The following is a 20,873-nucleotide window of genomic DNA, read 5'->3' as shown; positions in this document are numbered from 1 at the left end:
CGGTGCGACGATTCGACTTGCCCGCGATAGCGTTCGAACAGTCAGCACATCTGTCGACTGTTACACCGCTATCGCAGGCAAGCCAGCTCCCACATTTGGTTTCGGGTTTTGTCAGTTACGTCGCCGCTGTCAGCGCCGACAATCTGCGGACCTGTAACCCGCAATACCGCTGAACCCCTGTGGGAGCGGGCTTGCCCGCGATAGCAATCGAACAGTCAGCACATCTGCCGACTGTTACACCGCTATCGCAGGCAAGCCAGCTCCCACATTTGGTTTCGGGTTTTGTCAGTTACGTCGCCGCTGTCAGCGCCGACAATCTGCGGACCTGTAATCCCCAACACCGCTGAACCCCTGTGGGAGCGGCGGTGCGACGATTCGACTTGCCCGCGATAGCAATCGAACAGTCAGCACATCTGCCGACTGTTACTCCGCTATCGCAGGCAAGCCAGCTCCCACATTTAGTTTCGGGTTTTGTCAGTTACTTTTCACAGTTTTCGGCGCTTTGCCTTCCTTCATCTGCTGCAGCAACGGCGCGCACTGGTTAGGCTCATCGCCGCTTGGCGCGACCAAGGCCAGCAACCCAGCCGCCGGGCCGGCGATCACACCCAGCGCAACCATGCCTGCGCCACGCAGCATCAGCGGCACCGCCTTCACACCCGCATTCGGCTTGATAAACGGCCCGTTGACGTACAGCGGCGAGCGCAGCGAGAACAGGCGAAAGCCTTTCGATTCAGGCGTGATCGTGAGGTCCAACTGCTCGGTGGCCATGTTGGCCGTGCCGTCGATGTAGATGATCGCGTTCTCGGTATCGAACACAAACAGGCGGGTGGTGGCCAGGCCGGTCTTGATGCCGAAGTCCGCCGCCGCGCAGTTGATCTTCACTTCCTTGTCGCCGAACAGGCGGCCCACCACGTAGTTGCCCACGTTGAGCCCGGCGATTTCCATCAAGCCACGGCTGATTGCGCCATCGTTGATGAGCATTTTCAGGTCGCCGTTGGAGGTACCCAACAACGCCGCCACGGAATTACCGCGCCCGGAAATATCTGCATCACCGTTGAGTTCACCAAAGCTGGTTTTCATCGGTTCGAAGGTCGGGAACAGCTGCTTGAGCTTGAAATTGCGCGCGGTGAGTTTGGCGCGCCCTTCCATCGGCACGGTGCGGCCGTTCAGGCGAATCTGCGCATCCAGCTTGCCACCCGCCACGCCGAAACGCAGCGGTTCCAGGCTGAGTTCGCCATCGTTGAGCACCAGGTGGGTGTAGAGATCGGTGAAGGGTAAATCGGCACTGTGCACGATGCGTTTGCCGGTGAATTCGACGTCGGCGTCCATGTCGCGCCAGCGTTCGGTGCGGAACTCTTCCACCGGCAGCACCTTGGTCGCCGGTTGCTTGCTTTCACCGCCACGGGCCTTTTGCTTGGCGTTGGAGTCTGCGCCGATCAGCGGCGCGAGGTCAGTCATCAGCAGTTGGTTGGACACCAGCGCGCCGCTGAGCTTGGGGCGTGGTTGGCTGGCGACATAACTCAGGTTGCCGTGGATGTCGCTGTCGCCGATTTTGCCGTTGAAGTTTTCATAGGTAAACGAAGCGCCGCTGGCTTCATGCAGCTTGGCGATCAGGTGACCGTCGGTGGAATAGGCGGGAGAATCCGGCAGCGTCACGCCGGTCAGCGGGTAAAGGTTACCCAGGCTGCTGCCTGCCAGTTTCAGGCGCAGGTCCAGGGCGCCGAGGTTCAGCGGGTCGGTCAGGGTGCCGGCCAGGGCGATGCGGGTGTCGGCGATTTTCACTTGGGCTTGCAGCGGGAACGGCTTGGCCGCGTCCTGCAAGGCCAGCAGGCCGCCGATCTTGCCGGTGCCGTCGAGTTTCTGGCCGTGGTATTGGCCTTTGACCTTCAGGCCGAAGGCGTAGTCCTGGGGCGCCGAGCCTTTTTCCAGGGCCTTTTTGGCATCCGCGTCGCCCACGATTTCACCGAAAGGAATCGGCTTGCCCAGCGGGTCGATGATCACGTCGAGCTGGGTCTTGAGGGTTTGGTCGTCGAGGGTCACGTGGCCCTTGTCGAAGCCGATGGCACCGATGTCGACCACCCAGCTGGAAGGCTCGGCGTTGGGGTCTTTGGGGTCGAATTTGAAGGTCCAGTTGGCACGGCCGTCGGCCAGGCGCTGCAAGTCGGCACTGGGTTCAGTGAGGTCGATACGCGGGATCACCACGCGTTGCACCAACAGCGCCAACGGTGAAATGCGCAATTCAACGCGCTTGAGCGTGACCATTTGCGGTTTCTTCGACCAGTCGGGGTTGCCCAGCGTCAGGTCTTCGGCGATCACGTGCGGCCATGGCACCCAGGCGCGCCAACCGCCCTCATCCGGCTCACGCGCCCACACCACCGCCAAGTTGCCATTAATGGCAAAGGGGCGATGCAGCTCTTCGGAGACCTTGGCATTGAGGGGCGGCTTGATGCGGTTCCAGTCGAAGAACACCAGCAACAACACCACCACGGCGATTAACAGAACGAAGCTGGCGCAGCTCCAAGCGACAATTTTACGAGTGCGCGTCATTGCACAGGACTCCTGATTACGACTGAGGGCGCGCGCTGCCGCGCACCTTTTGACTACAGCTTATAGGGCTACGACTGACAAATGGTCTGGGGGTTTACCCGGAGTTCGAATTCATCGCAAAAAAAGCGATTCCTCCTACAGCTCAAGTCGACCAAACCATCAACACTGCACCGGTGTTACCCACGAACGGGTCGAAAATACCCACCATGGTGCAAAACCGCGGGCTTGAGAGGTGCGTCCTAGAGCCTCTGCCGGGAACAATCAATTCTGTTGATTATTACCATTGTGTTTATGAACTTTTATATCGACTTATCGAGAGTAGCATTAGCCCTGTACCCACTTTATCGCCCTCCCAAGGAGCAACCATCATGAAACGCCAATTACTCGCTACCGTTCTGCTGTCTGTCCTGGCTTCCAGTGCTTTTGCCCTGCCAGCCGCTGAACAAGCCACCCCACAGAACAAAGCTCAAGCCGTTCAGGCCAGCCAAACCCTGGCTCGCAGCGGTTCGCAAGAAGACGAAAATCGTGACTACGCCAAAGGCGCTGTTGCAGAAAACGGTTCGGAACACGCCAACAAACGCGCTTACACCGAAGGCGTTGCAGAAGGTGGCCGTGATCGCCTGGAACAGAAAGGCCTGGTAGAAGGCGGTGCTGAACAAGCCAACGACCGCGCTTACACCCAAGGTGTTGCCGAAGGCGGTGCTGACCGTCTGCAAGAACTGCATCAAGCACAGAGCTAAGCCCGTGGTGGCCGAGAAAAAAGCCCGATCAGCCGATCGGGCTTTTGCTTTTTGATAGACCGCGTCCCGCCTCACCCCGCCAAGTTCGACGCCGACGAAGCGGTTTTGCTAGAGTGCGTCGCTGTACTTGCCGACAAAGCCAACCCGCCGATGCTGCCCCGCGCCGAACAGAAGCAACAAACCCGCCTCGCCTTGATGGACGCAGCCCGCCATCTGATGGAGTGTGGCCGTGGGTTCGGCAGCCTGAGCCTGCGCGAAGTGGCCAAGACCGCCGGCATTGTGCCAACAGGGTTCTACCGCCATTTTGACGACATGGACCAGCTTGGGCTTGTGTTGGTCAGTGAAGTCGGCCAGACCTTTCGCGCCACGATTCGCCTGGTACGCCACAACGAGTTCGTGATGGGCGGCATCATCGATGCGTCCGTGCGGATTTTCCTGGATGTGGTCTCGGCCAACCGTTCGCAATTCCTGTTCCTGGCCCGTGAACAATACGGTGGCTGCCTGGCCGTGCGCCAGGCCATCGGCGCCTTGCGCGAAGACATCACCCGCGACCTCGCCGCTGACCTCACGCTGATGCCCAAACTCCAGCATCTCGATCCCGACGGTTTGCACGTAATGGCCGACCTGATCGTCAAGAGTGTGTTTGCCACCCTGCCCGACATCATCGACCCGCCCGCCCAAGCCCTGCCCGCCCATCTCACGCCCCAGGCGAAGATCACCCAGCAACTGCGCTTTATCTTTATCGGCCTCAAGCATTGGCAAGGCCTGGGCAGCACCGAGTAAGCCGTCAGCCAGCCGGGTGAAAGCGCTTGGCGGTGGTGTAGTGTTTTTTCCAGTAGTGGCTGTTCAATAAATCGATGCGAACGCGCTTGCCGCTACTGGGCGAGTGGATGAATTTGCCTTGGCCTATATAAAGGCCGACATGGCTGACACCGCTGCGTCCATTGCCCTTGAAAAACACGGCATCGCCCGGTTTGAGCGCCTCTCGCGGGATCGTCCTGGCACTGGACCGGTGCATGGCCGTCGTTGTGCGCGGCAAACGAATATTGGCTTCGGTCTTGAACAGATAAACCAGGAAGCCGCTGCAATCAAACCCCTGATCAACCGAGTTTCCACTGCCGTTATAGGGCGTGCCGAGCAACGCTTGGGCGCGATCGATCATGTTGTCGATAGAGGCCGTAGCACCGGAGTTCGCAGGCACTTTCAAATTGGCCGAGGCAGGGAAGACGGCACAGGCCAGACTGACAATGAGTGAACATAACAATACTTTAAACATGAGGGCGTCGCTGTGAATTGAATACGGCGCATATCGTAGTGAAACAGCGCGTAACTTTTTGAGCGACAAATCCCGCTATTGCGTAGGACATATCCGAGAAAAATCCAATGGGAATTGGATGAAAGAAATTTCATGCAGTACACAGCGGATCTCAACGCAGAACGCCCACATCTGGTGCTATAAATCCATTAACGCACCATTTAGAGGCGCAGTAGGAATTGACTGACGCCCTGTTCGGTAGCGCGACCGTGCTTGCCTACAGGGAATTCCCATTCGCGCGTGCGGTTGGCAAGCCCCTTGCTCTAGCTCTTTTATCGCTCATAGCTGGAAGCCTCCTGATGCTGGTGATCCACCGCCGAATCGCCCCCCAAGCCCTCTGGGCCGCTGAACTGCTGCTGAACTTCGAAGCACGCAGCAAGAGCCGGCTGCGCTGTTTCAGTGCCGATGGCGAAGACGTCGGCCTGTTTCTGGAGCGCGGCCAGCCGCCGTTGCACGATGGCGAATGCCTACAGGCTGAAGACGGACGCGTCGTACGCGTCGTCGCCCGCCCTGAACAACTGCTGCACGTCACCTGCAGCAATGCGTTTGAACTGACCCGCGCGGCCTATCACCTCGGCAACCGCCATGTTGCCCTGCAAGTCGGCGACGGCTGGCTGCGCCTGCTCGATGACTACGTGCTCAAGGCCATGCTCGAACAGCTGGGCGCGCACACCGAAACCATCGAAGCCCCGTTCCAACCGGAACACGGCGCCTATGGCGGTGGCCATCACCATTCGCGCCATGGCGATGAAGACTTCAACTACCCGCCCAAGCTGCACCAGTTCGGCGTACGTCTATGAACCCAGCCTGGGCGCTGTTGCGTCTGGCCAGTCCGCAGTTGCCGATTGGTGGCTACAGCTATTCCCAGGGCCTGGAGATGGCCGTGGAAAATGCCCGCGTCCATGATGCCGCGAGCGCCCGACGCTGGATCAGCGACCAGTTGCTGCTCAATCTTGCCCGCTTCGAAGCGCCGCTGCTGCTTGCCCATTGCCGCGCCGCCGCTGAACAGGACTGGCCGCGCCTGGCGCAATGGTGCGAAGAGCACCGCGCCAGCCGCGAGACCCGCGAGCTGTACCAGGAAAGCCGGCAGATGGGCTACTCCCTGCAACAGTTGCTCAACGGCTTGCCGGAACTGGACGACGCAGCGCGTGGGTTTCTGGCGCAGTGCGCCGAACCGCACCTGGCACTGGGTTGGGCCCTGGCGGCGCGCGCCTGGCACATCAGCCCTGACGACGCCCTCGCCGCCTGGCTGTGGAGCTGGCTGGAAAACCAACTCGCCGTATTAATGAAAACCCTGCCGTTGGGCCAGCAAGCCGCCCAACGCCTGACCAGTGAACTGCTGCCGTTGCTGCAACAGGCCCAGCAGGACGCAGCCCGTATCGACCCCAACCATTTCGGCAGCGCCGCGTTCGGCCTGTCCCTGGCGTGCATGGCCCACGAGCGCCAGTACAGCCGCTTGTTCCGTTCCTAAGCCTTTTTACTTCAGTGGAGAAGCACATGAACACACAACCCCTGCGTGTCGGCATCGGCGGCCCGGTAGGCTCCGGCAAAACCGCGCTGACCCTGGCGCTGTGCCTGGCCCTGCGTGACCGCTACAACCTGGCCGTGGTCACCAACGACATCTATACCCGCGAAGACGCTGACTTCCTGGTGCGCAACCAGGCCCTGGCGCCGGAACGCATCATCGGCGTAGAAACCGGTGGCTGCCCGCACACGGCAATTCGTGAAGACGCCTCGATCAACCTCGAAGCCGTCGACCAGCTCAACCGGCGCTTTCCCGGCCTGGACCTGATTCTGGTGGAGTCTGGTGGCGACAACCTCTCGGCAACCTTCAGCCCGGAACTGTCGGACCTGACCATCTACGTGATCGATGTGTCGGCCGGCGACAAGCTGCCGCGCAAAGGCGGGCCCGGTATTTGCAAATCCGACTTGCTGGTGATCAACAAGATCGACCTGGCCCCACTGGTGGGCGCCTCGCTGGAATTGATGAACAGCGACACCACGCGCATGCGTAACGGCAAACCCTTTGTGTTCAGCAACCAGAAAACCGGCGTCGGCCTGGATGAAATCGTCGCCTTTATCGAACGTCAGGGCTTGCTCACTGCGGCCTGATCTCACCCTGAAAGGAGCCTGTACATGGGTCTCAACAAACTTCTCGCAACCGCCGCCCTGCTGCTCGCCCCGGCCCTCGCCTTCGCTCACCCCGGGCATGGCGATAACGGGCTGGTCGCCGGCATCAGCCACCCGTTGGGCGGTATCGATCACTTGCTGGCCATGGTCGCGGTCGGCCTCTGGGCCGCGCAGCAAAAAGGCAACGCACGCTGGGCACTGCCTTGCGCGTTCGTCGGCACCATGCTGATTGGCGGCTTGCTCGGCTTTGAAGGCCTGGAACTGCCGGCGCTGGAAAGCGGAATTGCCGCCTCGGTACTCGCGCTGGGCCTGGCGGTGGCGCTGGCGGTACGGCCGCCGCTGTTTGTGGCGGTGGCTGCCACGGCGTTGTTTGCGCTGTTCCATGGCGTGGCGCACGGTTTGGAGCTGCCGGACATGTCCAGCCCGTGGGCGTACGCGGCCGGTTTTGTCGGCGCGACGGCGGTGTTGCACGCTGCCGGGTATGCGCTGGTGCGTTTTCTGCCGGCTGCGGCTGCACCGTTGGTGCGGGTGGCCGGGGCGGCGTCGGCGGCCACCGGGGTTTGGTTGCTGGCAGGCTGACCTTGATCGTTCCCACGCTCCGCGTGGGAATGCAGCCCAGGACGCTCCGCGTCCCAAGGCCTGACGCAGAGCGTCAGAAAATGCATTCCCACGCAGAGCGTGGGAACGATCAGCCTGCTACCATGCGCGCCTACGCCCCTGCCGTGAAGACGCCAGCCGATGCCCATCGCTTCTCAAACTTCCTTGAACACCGTGCTCACGCACTTCCACGACCTGATCGTGCCGCTCTGGCAAGGCCCGGGCTGGAATGCCGAGCTGGCGTTGCCCTATGAGGCGCTCGACGCCGACCACCGGCCGTTGCCCCCACAACGCTACCGCGCCATGGCCTGTGCCCGGCAGCTGTACCTGTTCGCCAGCCAGATCGGCGAGCCCGGCGCGGCCTTCGCCGAAGAACGCGCGGCGGCGCTGTTCCGCTCCCTGCAGCGGCACTTCCACGATGCCGAGCATGGCGGCTGGTTCTACAGCATCGACGCCCACGGCAAACCACTGGATAAGCGCAAAGACCTCTACACCCACGCCTTCATCATCTTTGCCTGCGCCCACTACTGGGCCAAAGCCCGCGAGCCATTGGTGGAATCGGTGCTCGATGCGGCGCTCGAAGTCGTCGCCAAACGCTTCGCCACCGGCGACGGCCTGTACGAAGCGGTATTGGAACGCAACTGGTCGTCGCTCAAGTCCGGCCCGCTGCAGAACCCGCTGATGCATCTGGCCGAAGGCTTTCTCGCCACCCTGGCCGTGCGTGAAGACGCCGTCACGCAAGATGCACTGCTGGACCTGGCCACGGCCATGCAAAAGCGCTTCATCGACCGCCAGCACGGCGTGATGATGGAGAAACCGCTGGGTGCTGTGGATAACTGGTTTGAGCCGGGGCACCAGTTCGAATGGTTCTATTTGCTGGAATCCTCAGCGGTGCTGCGCGGCACGCCGTTGCACGCCTCACTGACGCGAGCGTTTGCCTACGCCGAGCTCAAGGGTGTGGATAAATCGAGTGGCGCGGTCAGCGGCATGCTCGCCCTTGACGGCACGGTGCGCGACGGCACGCAACGAATCTGGGCCCAGGCTGAATACCTGCGGGCACTGACCTTGCGGCCTGCCAGTGACGCGGTGTTGCAACGCCAATTGCTGGCGCTGCAGCAGCACTTTTTGCATGACAAAGGCTGGCATGAATGCCTGGATGCCAAGGGCGCCGTGAGCCGCCGGGACATGCCGTCGACTACGCCGTATCACCTGGCGACTTGTTATCAGGGGTTGATCCAGCATTTGGGCTGACCTCTAGGGCCCTATCGCAGGCAAGCCAGCTCCCACATTTTGAATCGGTTCACAATTCAACTGTGGGAGCTGGCTTGCCTGCGATGGCCTCACCTCGGTCTAACTGACCTCACGCAATCCACTTGCGATCCCCAGTAAAACTGATCGTCAACCAGCGCGCCGCATCCGGCGTGCCGAGACCTGTGGATATCTCTTCGCGCAGCCCATCAAGGGTGGCGACGTTATCCACCGGGTAATTCGCCGGCAACACCACATGAATCTCGATAAACCGCGCCCGCCCGTGCTTTTGCACGTAGGAGACGTAGTCGTCGAAGCCATGCCTGGCCTGGGCCGCGTCCATCACTTCACGTACTTTGTCGTCCAAGTGATCCGGCGCGATCCCCAGCACCTCGCGCAAGGCCGGGCGCAGGATCTTGAACGCCGGCGCCAGCATGCTCAGGGCCAGCAGAATCAGGATCAACGGGTCGACATACACCGCCCACTCGCCATAGCCCTGGGACTTGAGCAACAGCGCGGCAAGAAAGCTGATCAGCAAGCCCACCGACAGCATCGCGTCCACCAGCCAGCTGATGTTGTCGAACTGGATCAATGAAGATTTCAGCGTGCGATTGCGATAACGCACGTAGAAGAAATAGCCGAATTCGACAACGGTAAACACCGCCGCGTAGACGATCACCAACCCCAGCTCAATTTCACGCCCGCCATTGATAATGCCGAACACGCCGTTGAGAAACGCGTAGATGGCAATCAGCAGCAGGAAGCTGCCCTCGATCAGCAGCACCATCGGCTCCAGGTGCCAATAGCCGAACTGGAAGCGCTCGTTGCTTTTCTTGGCGATCAGCTTGGCCGTGATCAGCATCAACACCTTGATGGCGGTGGCGATCAGCGAGAAAAAGCCGTCGAATAGAATGGATTGGGCGCCAGACATCACACCCGTGACAATCCCGGCGATCGCCACGGCGAACATCAGGATGGTCGATTGTTTGAGCAGTGCCTGCTCACCTCGGTTACTCACATTTCCTCCTGTCAAAACCTTTAAACCGCACAGTGCGGAGGGGTTTTCAGGCGTGGAGTGTACCTTATGTCGTGTTTTGGCCGATTTGTCGCCATCGCAGGCAAGCCAGCTCCCACATCACATGTGGGAGCTGGCTTGCCTGCGATGCACGCGACGCGGTCTTGAGCCTTACTTGGCCCCACGCTCAATCGCAAACCCAGCCCAGGTCTGGCTCACCGGCATCAGCTCCAGGCGGTTGATGTTCACATGCGCCGGCGTGTTCAACACCCAGAAGATGGTATCGGCAATGTCCTGCGGCTGGATCGGCTCGGCACCGGCATAGGTCGCGTCATAACGCGCCTGGTCGCCACCGAAGCGCACCAGCGAAAACTCGCTCTCACACAGCCCTGGCTCGATGTTGGTGACGCGCACGCCGGTGCCTTGCAGGTCGCAGCGCAGGTTCAGCGAGAACTGCTTAACAAACGCCTTGGAGCCGCCATACACGTGGCTGCCCGGGTACGGGTAGCTGCCGGCGATAGAGCCGAGGTTGATGATCCCGGCGCCACGGCCGTGAGCGATAAGGCGCGGCAGCAGCAGGCTGGTGGTGGTCAGCAGGCCCTTGATGTTGGTGTCGACCATGGTTTCCCAATCGTCGAGGCTGCACTTGGGCGCCGGGTCAGTGCCCACGGCCAGGCCGGCGTTGTTGATCAGGCCGCGCAGTTTGGCGAACGAGGGCGGCAGGTTGGCGATGGCGTCTTCCATGCCCTTGCGGTCACGCACGTCGACGACCAGGCCATGCACTTCGGTCTGCTTGGAAAGCTCTTCGACCAAGGCATTCAAACGCTCGGCACGCCGGCCGGTGAGCACCAGTTTCCAGCCGGCCTCGGCAAAACGACGGGCGCAAGCCTCGCCGAAACCTGAGGTGGCGCCAGTAATAAACAGCGTGTCGGACATGGTGTTCTCCTTGCGGGCATCGGGAAAAAAGTTGCCAGCAGAATGCCCTTACGCCACGATTGCGGCAACCGCTAAGCACACATCTTCACGCACAGCTGATCATTTTTTGATCATCGCGAGCAAAGCCTTATCCCCCGTGGCCTGCAGCCATATGCGCGCAGGTTATCCACAACTGCGCCCACAGTCTTTGGGGGCAAGTGTAAAAAGCCAAAAGCCGCTGTATACAAGGCTTGCAGCCAGTTTTAGAAAGTTTTTTGCTTGACCTGGCGCGGGGCATATGTAGGCGCACGTAAAGAGGGAAAATCCGAACGATGGCTCCAGGCCAGTCATTCCGGCCTCTGCGGCACTCTTTCCAGAGTTTAGTCACAGACTTATCCACAGGCTTGGCGGACATATTCCGGTCACATACCTGTGTCTTTAAACAGGTTGACAAAAGGGTTGTGTGGTCACGAAAAACCCGCTGATCAGAAAACAACCACCGCGCTACAGGCCACGCCGTTAAAGGCTTTCAGCCAGCTACTCCCACGTTACCCACAGCCGGTTCCACAGCGAATGGGGACAAGTCAAAACTGTGACAAAACAGGGATTTGCGGCGGCTATATGTCGCGCTTTGGAGGGTGGCTGGATTTGTTTTCCACAATTTGGCTGGAAGCGTGTGGACACCCTAAAAACAACTGTGGGAACCGGCTTTATGTGGGAGCCGGGCTTGCCCGCGATAGCATCACCTCGGTTTGCCAGACATACCGAGGTGTTTGCATCGCAGGCAAGCCTGCTCCCACATAAAGCCGGTTCCCACAGGGGTTCCTGCATCAAGCCAGCAGATCAGTGCCCGCCGAGGTAGGCGTTGCGCACCTCTTCATTCACTAACAGCTCTTTACCGGTGCCCGTCAGGCGAATCTCGCCGTTGACCATCACATAAGCGCGGTCTGACAAGCGCAGCGCATGGTTGGCGTTCTGCTCCACCAGGAAGATGGTCATGCCGGTCGCCGCCAGTTCACGCAAGGTGGCGAAAATCTGCTTCACCACAATCGGTGCCAGGCCCAGGCTCGGTTCGTCCAGCAGCAACAGCTTGGGCCGGCTCATCAGCGCGCGGGCGATGGCGAGCATTTGCTGCTCACCACCGGACATGGTCATGGCGCGTTGGGTGCGGCGCTCCTTGAGGCGTGGGAACAGCTCGAACATGCGCTGCATGTCTTCCTGCGCGTATTTGTCGCCAATAGGGATGGTGCCCATCAGCAGGTTTTCCTCAACGGTCATGTCGGGGAATACCCGCCGCCCTTCCGGCGACTGCGCAATCCCGTTGGAGGCGATGTAGTGGGACGACTTGTGGGTAATGTCGACGCCGTTATAGAGAATCTGCCCCGACTCGGCGCGTGGCTGGCCGAAGATCGACATCAACAGCGTGGATTTGCCCGCGCCGTTGGAGCCGATCAGGCTCACGGTTTCGCCTTCGTTGATGTGCAGCGAGACTTTTTTCAGGGCCTGGATCGGGCCATAAAACACGTCCAGGTCCTTCATTTCGAGGATAGGTGCACTCATACCAACTCCTCTTCGTCTGCGCCCAGGTAGGCGGCGATCACTTTCGGGTCGTTGCGGATCGCGTCCGGGCCGCCTTCGGCGATCACGTTGCCGTGGTCGAGCACCACGATGTGGTCGGAAATACTCATTACCATGCCCATGTCGTGTTCGATCAGCACCACCGTGAGGTCGTGTTCGTCGCGCAGCAGGCGAATCATCGCGCTGAGCGCTTCGGTTTCCTGCGGGTTGAGGCCCGCTGCCGGTTCGTCCAGGCAGATAATCTGCGGCCGCGTGCACATGGCGCGGGCGATTTCCAGGCGGCGCTGCTGGCCGTAGGAAAGCTCGCCGGCCAGGCGGTTGGCACAGTCCACCAGGTCGACCACTTCCAGCCAGTAGAAGGCGTGGTCGAGGGCGTCGCTTTCGGCCTTGCGGTAGCCTTTGGTGTTGAGAATGCCGGCGAGCATGTTGCGGTTGACCCACATGTGCTGGGCGACCAGCAGGTTTTCCAGCACCGACATTTCCTTGAACAGGCGAATGTTCTGGAAGGTCCGCGCCAGGCCTGCGCGGTTGACCAGGTGGGTGCCGCCGAACATCTTGTAGTACACCCGACTGAGGAAGCTTTTCGGCGATACGAAGTCGACGGCTTTGAAACGCTCGCCGAGCAGTTGGATCACATTGGTCTGCTTGCCCCGCACGTTGAGTTCGATTTTGCCGCCACTGGCTTTGTAGAAGCCGGTGAGGCAGTTGAACACGGTGGTCTTGCCGGCGCCGTTAGGGCCGATCAGGGCGAAGATCGAGTTGCGTTCGACCTTGAGGCTCACATCGCTCAAGGCCTTGATGCCACCGAAGTGCATCATCAAATGTTCCACGGAGAGCACGACTTCCTTGCTCATGGCGCTACCCCCTTGCGTGGCGTCACACCGGTACGGCTGATCCGAATCAGGCCGCGCGGTCGCCAGATCATCATCACCACCATCAACACGCCAAACAGCAGCACGCGGTACTCCGAGAAGCTGCGCAGCAACTCTGGCGCGACGGTCAATACGAACGCCGCAATCACCACGCCGACCGTCGAGCCCATGCCGCCCAGCACCACGATGGCCAGGATCAGCGCCGACTCGAAGAAGGTGAACGATGACGGGTTGACGAAGCCTTGGTAGCTGGCAAAGAACACCCCGGCCAGACCCGCCGTGGACGCGCCAATGGTGAACGCCGAGAGCTTGACCAGCACGTGGTTCAGGCCCATGGAACGGCAGGCGATTTCATCTTCGCGCAAGGCTTCCCAGGCACGGCCGACCGGCATGCGGGTCAGGCGATGCTTGATGTAGAGCACGGCCAATACCACCAGGAACAGCACGATGTAGATGAACATGAACTTGATGTTGGGGTTGTAATCGATGCCGAAGAATTCGTGGAACGGAATCCCGCCGTCCTTGGCTTTGCGCCCGAACTCAAGGCCCAGGAAGGTCGGTGACGGCACCGGCATGCCATTCGGGCCGCCGGTGAATGACAGCCAGTTATTGAGCACCAACCGGATGATTTCGCCGAAGCCCAGGGTCACGATGGCCAAATAGTCACCGTGCATTCGTAGCACCGGAAACCCGAGTATGCACCCCGCCAGCGCCGCACAGATTGCCGCCAATGGCAGCACCGTCCAGAACCCCAGGCCGAGGTATTGATAACCCAGCGCCAGGCCATAAGCGCCGATGGCGTAGAACGCCACGTAACCCAGGTCGAGCAAGCCGGCCAGGCCGACCACGATGTTCAGGCCCAGGCCCAGCAGCACGTAGATCAGCCCGAGGATGACCACCGTCAGCAGGTACTTGTTGGCGAAGATCGGGAACACGATGGCGATCACGATCAGTGCCGGGATGATCCAGCGCAGGCGCGACTTGTAGTCCGGCGGCAGCACGTGCACACCAGAGCCACTGCTCTCGAAACCCTGCAGAATCTTCAGGCCCTTGGGGGTTTGCAGGAACAGGCTCAGGGCAAAGCGCCCGGCCATGACGATGGCGACCAGCACGGCCACGCGCGCCGGTTCCAGGTTGAAGCTGTAGCCGTCGAGGACCACGCCGACGATCGGACCGAACACGATCAACGAAATCAGCCCGGCGAGGACCGTATCGACCACACTTTTCTTGATATCAATCGATTTGGCAGCAGACATGTTTACACCTTCGCCACGAGTGGGCGACCAAGCAGGCCCTGAGGACGGAAAATCAGAATCACCACCAGCAGGGAGAAACTGAACACGTCTTTGTAGTCAGAGTTGATCAACCCCGAGAACAGCGACTCGGAGATACCCAGGATGATCCCGCCAAGCATCGCCCCAGGCAGGGAGCCGATGCCGCCGAGTACCGCTGCGGTAAACGCCTTGATGCCGATGATGAAGCCGGCATAGAAGTCGAAGGTGCCGTAATTGAGGGTGATCAGTACGCCGGCCAGGGCGGCCATGGCGGCACCGATGACGAACACGTAGGAGATCACGCGGTCGGTGTTGATGCCCAGGATCGAGGCCATCTTGCGGTCTTGCTGGGTCGCGCGGCACATGCGGCCGAGCTTGGTGTATTTGATGACGTAGGTCAGCAGGCCCATGCCGAGGAACGCGGCCACCAGGATGAACACCTTGGTGTAGGTCAACTGCACGAAACCGCTGCCGATATCGACGCGCCAGGCGCCGGCCAGCAGGGTTGGAATGCCTTGTTGTTTCGCGCCCTGAGCAATCTGCGCATAGTTTTGCAGGATCAGGGAAATACCGATGGCGCTGATCAGCGGTGCCAGTCGGGTGGAGTTGCGCAGCGGTTTGTAGGCGACACGCTCGATGACCCAACCGTAAACGCCGGTGACGACCACGGTGAATATCAAAGTGCCGAGAATGAGCAGCGGGAAGGATTCGATGCCGAAGTAAGCCAGCAGTGCCAGACTGATCGCCGCGAGGTAAGCGGAAATCATATAAACCTCGCCGTGGGCGAAGTTGATCATGCCAATGATGCCATAGACCATTGTGTAGCCGATGGCGATCAGGCCATAGACCGACCCGAGGGCCAGGCCGTTGACCAGTTGCTGCAGGAAAATACCATCCATAACGCAATCTCACGCGGTGAGCACCTGCACACCGAGGGGTGTGCGGCGCTTCTGGAGGAAAAGACAGATCTGTTGCCGAACACGATGGAGCAGGCAACCAGGTTCCCTGTGGGAGCTGGCCTTCTGTGGGAGCTGGCTTGCCTGCGATGCAGACACCTCGGTACTTCAGCAATACCCAGGCGATGCAATCGCAGGCAAGCCAGCTCCCACACAAGCCCGGCTCCCCTGGAGTTCAGGGGCGCCGGTTAGATCGCGCTATTACTTCTGCTTTTCCAGCTGGTGGTACTTACCGTCTTTGTCCCACTGGTAAACCACGTAGTCGGAGATTTTCAGGTCACCCTTGGTGTCCCAGGCTTTTTCGCCCATGACGGTTTTCACCGGGTGAGACTTGAGCCACTTGGCGGCGTCTTCGCCTTTGTTGGACTTGGAACCGTTGAAGCCGGCGGCCAGGGCCTGGATCGAGGCGTAGGCGTACAGGGTGTAGCCTTCAGGCTCGGTGCCATTTTTGCGGAACTCTTCCACCACAGTCTTGCTGTCAGGCAGCAGGCGCGGGTCGGCGCCGAAGGTCATGTAGACGCCATCTACGTACTGCTTGCCGCCAGCGGTGGCGACCAGTTCGTCGGTGACAACGCCGTCATCGGACATGAACTTGACGTCTTTGAGGCCGGCTTCACGAATCTGGCGAACCAGTGGACCGGCTTCCGGGTGCAGGCCGCCGAAGTACACAACGTCAGCACCGGTGGAGCGGATTTTGGTCACCAGGGCGCTGAAGTCTTTCTCGCCACGGGTCAGGCCTTCTTCCAGCACCGGCTTGACGCCGCGCTTGGTCAACTGGGCAGCGGTGGCGTCGGCCAGGCCTTTGCCGTAGGTGTCCTTGTCGTTGATAACCGCGACTTTCTTGCCCTTGAGCACGTCGACGATGTAGTCGCCGGCCACGATGCCTTGCTGGTCGTCACGCCCGCACATACGGAACACTGCGCCCAGGCCACGCTCGGTGACCTGTGGGTTGGTGGAGCCCGGGGTGATCATGATGATGCCTGCTTCGTCGTAAACCTCGGAAGCCGGGATGGTGTTGGACGAGCAGAAGTGCCCGACCACGCCGATCACTTTGTCCTGGTCTGCCAGGCGGTTGGCGACCGCTACAGCCTGCTTCGGCTCACAGGCGTCGTCGCCGGGTACCAGTTTGATCTGCTCGCCGTTGATGCCGCCGGCCTTGTTGATCACATCGGCTGCCGCTTGGGCACCCTTCATGTACTGCTCACCGAAAGCTGCGTTGGCGCCAGTCATCGGCCCCGCTACGCCAATCTTCACATCAGCTTGAACAAACGCAGAAACACCCAGCGCCGCTGCAACGGCGAGGGCCAGAAAACCTTTCTTGTAAAACGTCTGGGACATGAGTGGTGCTCCGAGGTTTTTGTTAATTGGCACTACGAATTCACGACGAACTTTCACGGGAAAGCCCAGAGCAAGGCGCGTGCCATTAGTTTTTTATTCTTCAAAAAGACACGGTGTCATTGTTATTACAGGCGTTTCGGCTCCTTTTGCCAGGACGTGCAACCGTCTAGCATCGAGAGGTGCAACCGATGGATCCAATAAGTACAACCCTGACAGGTCGCACCTGCAACCAGGCAGATAAACGACAGTTCCTGCACCTGTAACAATGTGCGTAACGGAACTGCACATTTACAGTGCGTGATTGCTACGACTTGCACCAATACAGATTAGTAGGCTGCTAAGAAAATGCAGGCTTTTGACAGGTATTTCGCTGATCAGATCACGATCCGCAGGCATTGGCCGGCGTGATACAGCGAGAATCCAGCTTCGTAGAGGCAACTGCGCAGGCCCACCCCGGCCAGCGGTTGCATCGGTGCGAAGGGAATCGGCAAGGCCTGGGGGTTCTGGTGACACAAATAGTCAGCAAATGCCTTGCCCACCACGCTGCCGGTGGTCACGCCACGCCCGTTATAGCCGGTGACCGCCACCAGGCCGGGCGCCGGTTCGAACAGGCGCATCAGGTGATCAGGTGTGAAGGCAATGCAGCCGGTCCAGGTGCATTCCCACTGCACCGATTTGAGGTACGGGAAGTAGTGCTGCTGCACCCGATCGGCCCACGCCTTTAAAAACCACGTGGGTTTCTGGTTGCCGTTGCCCAGGCTGCCGAGCAACAGGCGGCCATCGGCGTCGCGGCGGATGCTGCTGAGTACCTGGCGCGTGTCCCACGAGCCCTGCCCGCCCGGCAGGATCTGTTCGGCCGCCGCATCCGTGAGCGGGGCCGACGCGACCTGGTAGTAATAGCCGGGGAAGAAGTTGCGCCGCAACTCGGTCCATTCGCCCTCGGTGTAGGCGTTGGAGGCGATCACCACTTGTGTAGCCTGCACAGCGCCTTGGGCGGTCTGCACTGACCATTGCGCGCCTTGGCGTTCCAGCTGGGTGACGGGGGAATGGTCGAACAACTGCCCGCCAAGCCCGGCGGCCGCATTCGCCAAACCCGTGGTGTACGCCATTGGGTTCAGCGTGCCGGCGCGCCTGTCCAGCAACGCGGCGGCAATCTTTTGGGTCCCGGTGGCGTGCTCGCACGCCTGGCCGGTCAGCAATTCAACCGGCGCGCCACGGCGCTTCCATTGTTCTTCACGGCTGCGCAAATCCGCCTCGCCACGGGCGTTGTGCGCCATGTGCAAGGTGCCCTCGCGGCGCAATTGGCAATCGATGTTGTACTTGTCGATCAGGCTGAACACCAATGACGGCGCCGCGCCCAACATGCGGTTGAGCTGGCTGCCCACCGCCTCGCCGAAACCGGCTTCGATCTCGTCCGGGGGAATCCACATGCCGGCGTTGACCAGCCCGACGTTACGCCCCGAACCGCCATGGCCGGTGCGATGGGCCTCCAGCACGGCGACGCTTTTACCTTGCTCCAGCAAGTGGATGGCGGCCGACAAACCGGTGATCCCGGCGCCGATCACGCACACATCGACCTTGACCTCGCCCTTGAGCGCGGCGCGATCCGGTCGGCCAGGGGTGAGTTGTTCCCATAAACATGCTTCGCGTAATGCCATTGCCAGACTCCGATGAGACCTAACAAACCACCATTATTCTGAATTGCGAACTCAATCAACTGTGGGAGCTGGCTTGCCTGCGATCGCGGTGTATCAGTCACCACCGCTATCGCAGGCAAGCCAGCTCCCACATGACCTCACTGCGGCCTGAAAGTCAGTCGAAGGTAATACCCTGCGCCAGCGGCAATTCCAGCGAATAGTTCACGGTATTGGTCTGGCGACGCATGTAACCGCGCCACGCATCCGAACCCGACTCACGCCCGCCACCGGTCTCTTTCTCACCACCAAACGCGCCGCCGATTTCCGCACCGCTCGGGCCGATATTGACGTTGGCGATGCCGCAATCACTGCCCACCGCCGACATGAACTGCTCGGCTTCACGCACATCGGTGGTGAAGATGCACGACGACAGGCCTTGCGGCACGGCGTTGTTCAAACGCAGGGCTTCGGCAAAGTCGCTGTAGCCGATCACATACAGAATCGGCGCGAAGGTTTCGGTGCACACCACGTCGCTTTGCTCGGGCATTTCCACAATGGCCGGTGACACGTAGTAGGCATTCGGGAATTTATCTTCCAGCTGACGCTTGCCGCCGAACACCTTGCCGCCTTCGCTCAAGGCTTGTTCCAGGGCGTCCTGCATGTTGTCGAAGCCGTGCTTGTCGATCAGCGGGCCGATCAGGTTGCCTTCCAGCGGGTGGCCGATGCGCACCTTGGAGTAGGCCGCCTTGAGGCGGGTGACGATTTCTTCCTTGACCGACTCATGGGCGATCAGGCGGCGCAAGGTGGTGCAACGCTGGCCGGCGGTGCCGACGGCACTGAACAGGATGGCACGTACGGCCATGTCCAGGTCGGCGCTTGGGCCGAGGATCATCGCGTTGTTGCCGCCCAGCTCGAGGATGCTGCGGGCGAAACGTGCGGCGACTTTCGGCGCCACTTCGCGGCCCATGCGGGTGCTGCCGGTGGCGCTGATCAGCGCCACACGCGGATCATCCACCAGCGCAGCGCCGGCGTCACGGCCGCCGATGATCACTTGGCTCAGGTATTGAGGCGCGTCGTTGAAGTTTTTCAGCACGCGCTCGAACAGCGCCTGGCAGGCCAGCGCGGTGAGCGGGGTTTTTTCCGATGGTTTCCAGATCACTGCGTTGCCGCACACCAGTGCCAGCGTGGTGTTCCACGCCCACACGGCCACCGGGAAGTTGAAGGCGCTGATCACGCCGACCACGCCCAGCGGGTGCCAGGTTTCACGCATATGGTGACCTGGGCGCTCGGAGGCGATGGTCAAACCGTACAGTTGGCGCGACAGGCCGACGGCAAAGTCGCAGATGTCGATCATTTCCTGCACTTCACCCAGGCCTTCCTGCGTGATCTTGCCGGCTTCCCACGACACCAGCTCGCCGAGGTCGGCCTTGTATTCGCGCAACACGTCGCCGAACTGGCGTACCAGCTCGCCGCGACGCGGTGCCGGCACTTTGCGCCAGGCCTCGAATGCATGCTCGGCGCGACTGACCTGCTGCTCCACCTCGGCGGCACCTTCCCAGTGCACACTGCCGATACGGCTGCCGTCGATCGGCGAATGCACGGGTTGTTTCCCCGCCTGGTACAGCGCCGGGTTCACCCCGAGACGGTCAAGCAATGCGGCAACCATGGGTCACTCCTTCAATCTCAAACAGAAAATTCGCGCCGCCACCGACACGGCGATCCAGGCCTTATTTGTAGCTGGCCCAAGACTTGCCAACAAACGACGATTAGGCGAGATATCATTCCGTTTATTCATGCAAAGAATAAAAAGAGGCGTGCCGTGCTGAACAAAAGACATTTGCCCTCGATCACCGCCCTGCAGTGTTTCGAAGCCGCCACCCGCCACCTGAGCTTCACCCGCGCCGCCGAGGAACTGAACCTCACGCAGAGCGCGGTGAGCAAACAAGTGGCGCAGCTGGAAGAATTGCTGCAACACCTGCTGTTTCGCCGAGTGCGCCGTCGTTTGCAGATGACCCCGGCGGGGGATTTGTATTTGGTGGAAGTGAGAAAAATCCTCACACAGGTGGAGATGTCCACCCATTACCTGCGCTCCTACGGCGGCGAAACCGAAGTGCTGCGCGTCTCCACGCCCTACACCTTCGGCGCGCGCTGGCTGGTGCCGCGTCTTAAAGGCTGGCGCTTGCGTCACCCGCAGATCCATTTGGACCTGTGCAACGAGCAGGAGCCGGACGAACTGCTGCAAGGCAAGGCCGACATGGCCTTCTACTTCGGCCAGGGCTCACGCCCCGGCACCGAGAGCTTGAAGCTGTTCAGCGAAGAACTTGTGCCGGTGTGCGCGCCGGAAAGCCTGCCCGCGCAGCCGTTCATCGACCCCACGCAACTGAGTGACCTGGTGCTGCTGCAGAACGCCTCGCGGCCGCAAGGCTGGCATGACTGGTTTGCCAGCCAGGGCTTTCACACCGAGCACAGCTACCACGGGCCGCGTTTCGACACCTTTTATATGTGCATCCGCGCGGCGCAGGTGGGCTGTGGTGTGGCGCTGCTGCCACGGTTTTTGGTGGAAGAAGAACTGGCCGAGGGCAAGCTGGTGATCCCCTGGCAGCATGCGATGCCCAGCCAGGATGCGTATTACCTGGCGTATCCGGAGCATTCGGCCGAGGTGCCCAAGGTGCGGGAGTTTGTGAAGTGGATGATGGAACAAGTTTAGTTTT

Annotated in this window: 19 protein-coding genes; 8 read left to right on the top strand and 11 right to left on the bottom strand. The window is 60.6% G+C overall.

What is annotated here, in order from left to right; all coding sequences use genetic code 11:
• Nucleotides 1–474 precede the first annotated feature (474 nt).
• Entirely contained in the window at nt 475–2,547 is a 2,073-nt protein-coding gene (locus tag L8I05_RS27105; protein WP_242174973.1) for an AsmA family protein, read from the bottom strand.
• Between the two features lie 368 nt (nt 2,548–2,915).
• On the opposite strand from L8I05_RS27105, the gene L8I05_RS27100 reads away from it, so the two are divergent.
• Complete coding sequence (locus L8I05_RS27100) at nt 2,916–3,287, top strand: hypothetical protein (RefSeq protein ID WP_159953913.1); 372 nt, start codon at nt 2,916–2,918, stop codon at nt 3,285–3,287.
• 150 nt (nt 3,288–3,437) lie between these two features.
• Nucleotides 3,438–4,070 (top strand): TetR family transcriptional regulator, encoded by a 633-nt coding sequence (locus L8I05_RS27095; RefSeq protein ID WP_159961303.1) that lies wholly within the window; start codon nt 3,438–3,440, stop codon nt 4,068–4,070.
• A gap of 4 nt (nt 4,071–4,074) precedes the next feature.
• Here L8I05_RS27095 and L8I05_RS27090 read toward each other — a convergent pair whose 3' ends face one another.
• Nucleotides 4,075–4,563 carry a C40 family peptidase gene (locus tag L8I05_RS27090; RefSeq protein ID WP_242174972.1) on the bottom strand — a complete coding sequence of 163 codons (489 nt, stop codon included), beginning with the start codon at nt 4,561–4,563 and terminating at the stop codon, nt 4,075–4,077.
• 338 nt (nt 4,564–4,901) lie between these two features.
• Here L8I05_RS27090 and ureE point away from each other — a divergent pair, with 338 nt between their 5' ends.
• The 5 genes from ureE (at nt 4,902) to L8I05_RS27065 (ending at nt 8,580) form a co-directional block, all read left to right on the top strand.
• Complete coding sequence (gene ureE, locus L8I05_RS27085) at nt 4,902–5,402, top strand: urease accessory protein UreE (protein ID WP_177017385.1); 501 nt, start codon at nt 4,902–4,904, stop codon at nt 5,400–5,402.
• A complete protein-coding gene (locus L8I05_RS27080; RefSeq protein WP_197625720.1) occupies nt 5,399–6,073 on the top strand; it encodes an urease accessory protein UreF in 675 nt (224 codons plus the stop codon). Before ureE ends, L8I05_RS27080 begins: the two co-directional genes overlap by 4 nt.
• Nucleotides 6,074–6,099: 26 nt before the next feature.
• Nucleotides 6,100–6,714, top strand: a complete 615-nt coding sequence (gene ureG, locus L8I05_RS27075; protein ID WP_028615537.1) for an urease accessory protein UreG — start codon at nt 6,100–6,102, stop codon at nt 6,712–6,714.
• A 24-nt stretch (nt 6,715–6,738) separates the two neighbouring features.
• Entirely contained in the window at nt 6,739–7,311 is a 573-nt protein-coding gene (locus tag L8I05_RS27070) for a HupE/UreJ family protein (protein WP_242174970.1), read from the top strand.
• 159 nt (nt 7,312–7,470) lie between these two features.
• Nucleotides 7,471–8,580 (top strand): AGE family epimerase/isomerase, encoded by a 1,110-nt coding sequence (locus L8I05_RS27065; RefSeq protein ID WP_242174968.1) that lies wholly within the window; start codon nt 7,471–7,473, stop codon nt 8,578–8,580.
• A 109-nt stretch (nt 8,581–8,689) separates the two neighbouring features.
• Here L8I05_RS27065 and L8I05_RS27060 read toward each other — a convergent pair whose 3' ends face one another.
• The 9 genes from L8I05_RS27060 to L8I05_RS27020 form a co-directional block, all read right to left on the bottom strand.
• Nucleotides 8,690–9,595, bottom strand: coding sequence for a cation diffusion facilitator family transporter (locus tag L8I05_RS27060; protein WP_242174966.1), 906 nt, complete (start codon nt 9,593–9,595; stop codon nt 8,690–8,692).
• A gap of 168 nt (nt 9,596–9,763) precedes the next feature.
• Nucleotides 9,764–10,528, bottom strand: coding sequence for an SDR family oxidoreductase (locus L8I05_RS27055; protein WP_197625726.1), 765 nt, complete (start codon nt 10,526–10,528; stop codon nt 9,764–9,766).
• Between the two features lie 822 nt (nt 10,529–11,350).
• A complete protein-coding gene (locus L8I05_RS27050) occupies nt 11,351–12,067 on the bottom strand; it encodes an ABC transporter ATP-binding protein (protein ID WP_069786861.1) in 717 nt (238 codons plus the stop codon).
• Nucleotides 12,064–12,939: an ATP-binding cassette domain-containing protein gene (locus L8I05_RS27045; protein ID WP_177017380.1), complete on the bottom strand. Its 876-nt coding sequence runs from the start codon at nt 12,937–12,939 to the stop codon at nt 12,064–12,066. The genes L8I05_RS27050 and L8I05_RS27045 overlap by 4 nt, the downstream gene beginning before the upstream one ends.
• Complete coding sequence (gene livM / locus L8I05_RS27040) at nt 12,936–14,213, bottom strand: high-affinity branched-chain amino acid ABC transporter permease LivM (protein ID WP_177017379.1); 1,278 nt, start codon at nt 14,211–14,213, stop codon at nt 12,936–12,938. The genes L8I05_RS27045 and livM overlap by 4 nt, the downstream gene beginning before the upstream one ends.
• 2 nt (nt 14,214–14,215) lie before the next feature.
• Nucleotides 14,216–15,130, bottom strand: coding sequence for a branched-chain amino acid ABC transporter permease LivH (locus tag L8I05_RS27035; protein ID WP_242174965.1), 915 nt, complete (start codon nt 15,128–15,130; stop codon nt 14,216–14,218).
• 258 nt (nt 15,131–15,388) lie between these two features.
• A complete protein-coding gene (locus tag L8I05_RS27030; RefSeq protein ID WP_159953903.1) occupies nt 15,389–16,525 on the bottom strand; it encodes a branched-chain amino acid ABC transporter substrate-binding protein in 1,137 nt (378 codons plus the stop codon).
• A 374-nt stretch (nt 16,526–16,899) separates the two neighbouring features.
• The gene (locus tag L8I05_RS27025) at nt 16,900–18,183 is read right to left on the bottom strand and encodes an FAD-binding oxidoreductase (RefSeq protein ID WP_242174964.1); all 1,284 of its coding nucleotides are present in this window, start codon (nt 18,181–18,183) and stop codon (nt 16,900–16,902) included.
• A gap of 154 nt (nt 18,184–18,337) precedes the next feature.
• Nucleotides 18,338–19,828, bottom strand: coding sequence for an aldehyde dehydrogenase family protein (locus tag L8I05_RS27020; RefSeq protein ID WP_242174962.1), 1,491 nt, complete (start codon nt 19,826–19,828; stop codon nt 18,338–18,340).
• A gap of 153 nt (nt 19,829–19,981) precedes the next feature.
• On the opposite strand from L8I05_RS27020, the gene L8I05_RS27015 reads away from it, so the two are divergent.
• Entirely contained in the window at nt 19,982–20,869 is an 888-nt protein-coding gene (locus L8I05_RS27015) for a LysR family transcriptional regulator (protein WP_242174961.1), read from the top strand.
• Nucleotides 20,870–20,873 lie beyond the last annotated feature (4 nt).

This window comes from Pseudomonas sp. MONT-RG-20F-20-E-7-02, assembly GCF_022662395.1.
Classification (GTDB): domain Bacteria; phylum Pseudomonadota; class Gammaproteobacteria; order Pseudomonadales; family Pseudomonadaceae; genus Aquipseudomonas.
This window is presented reverse-complemented; position numbering and strand designations above follow the sequence as displayed.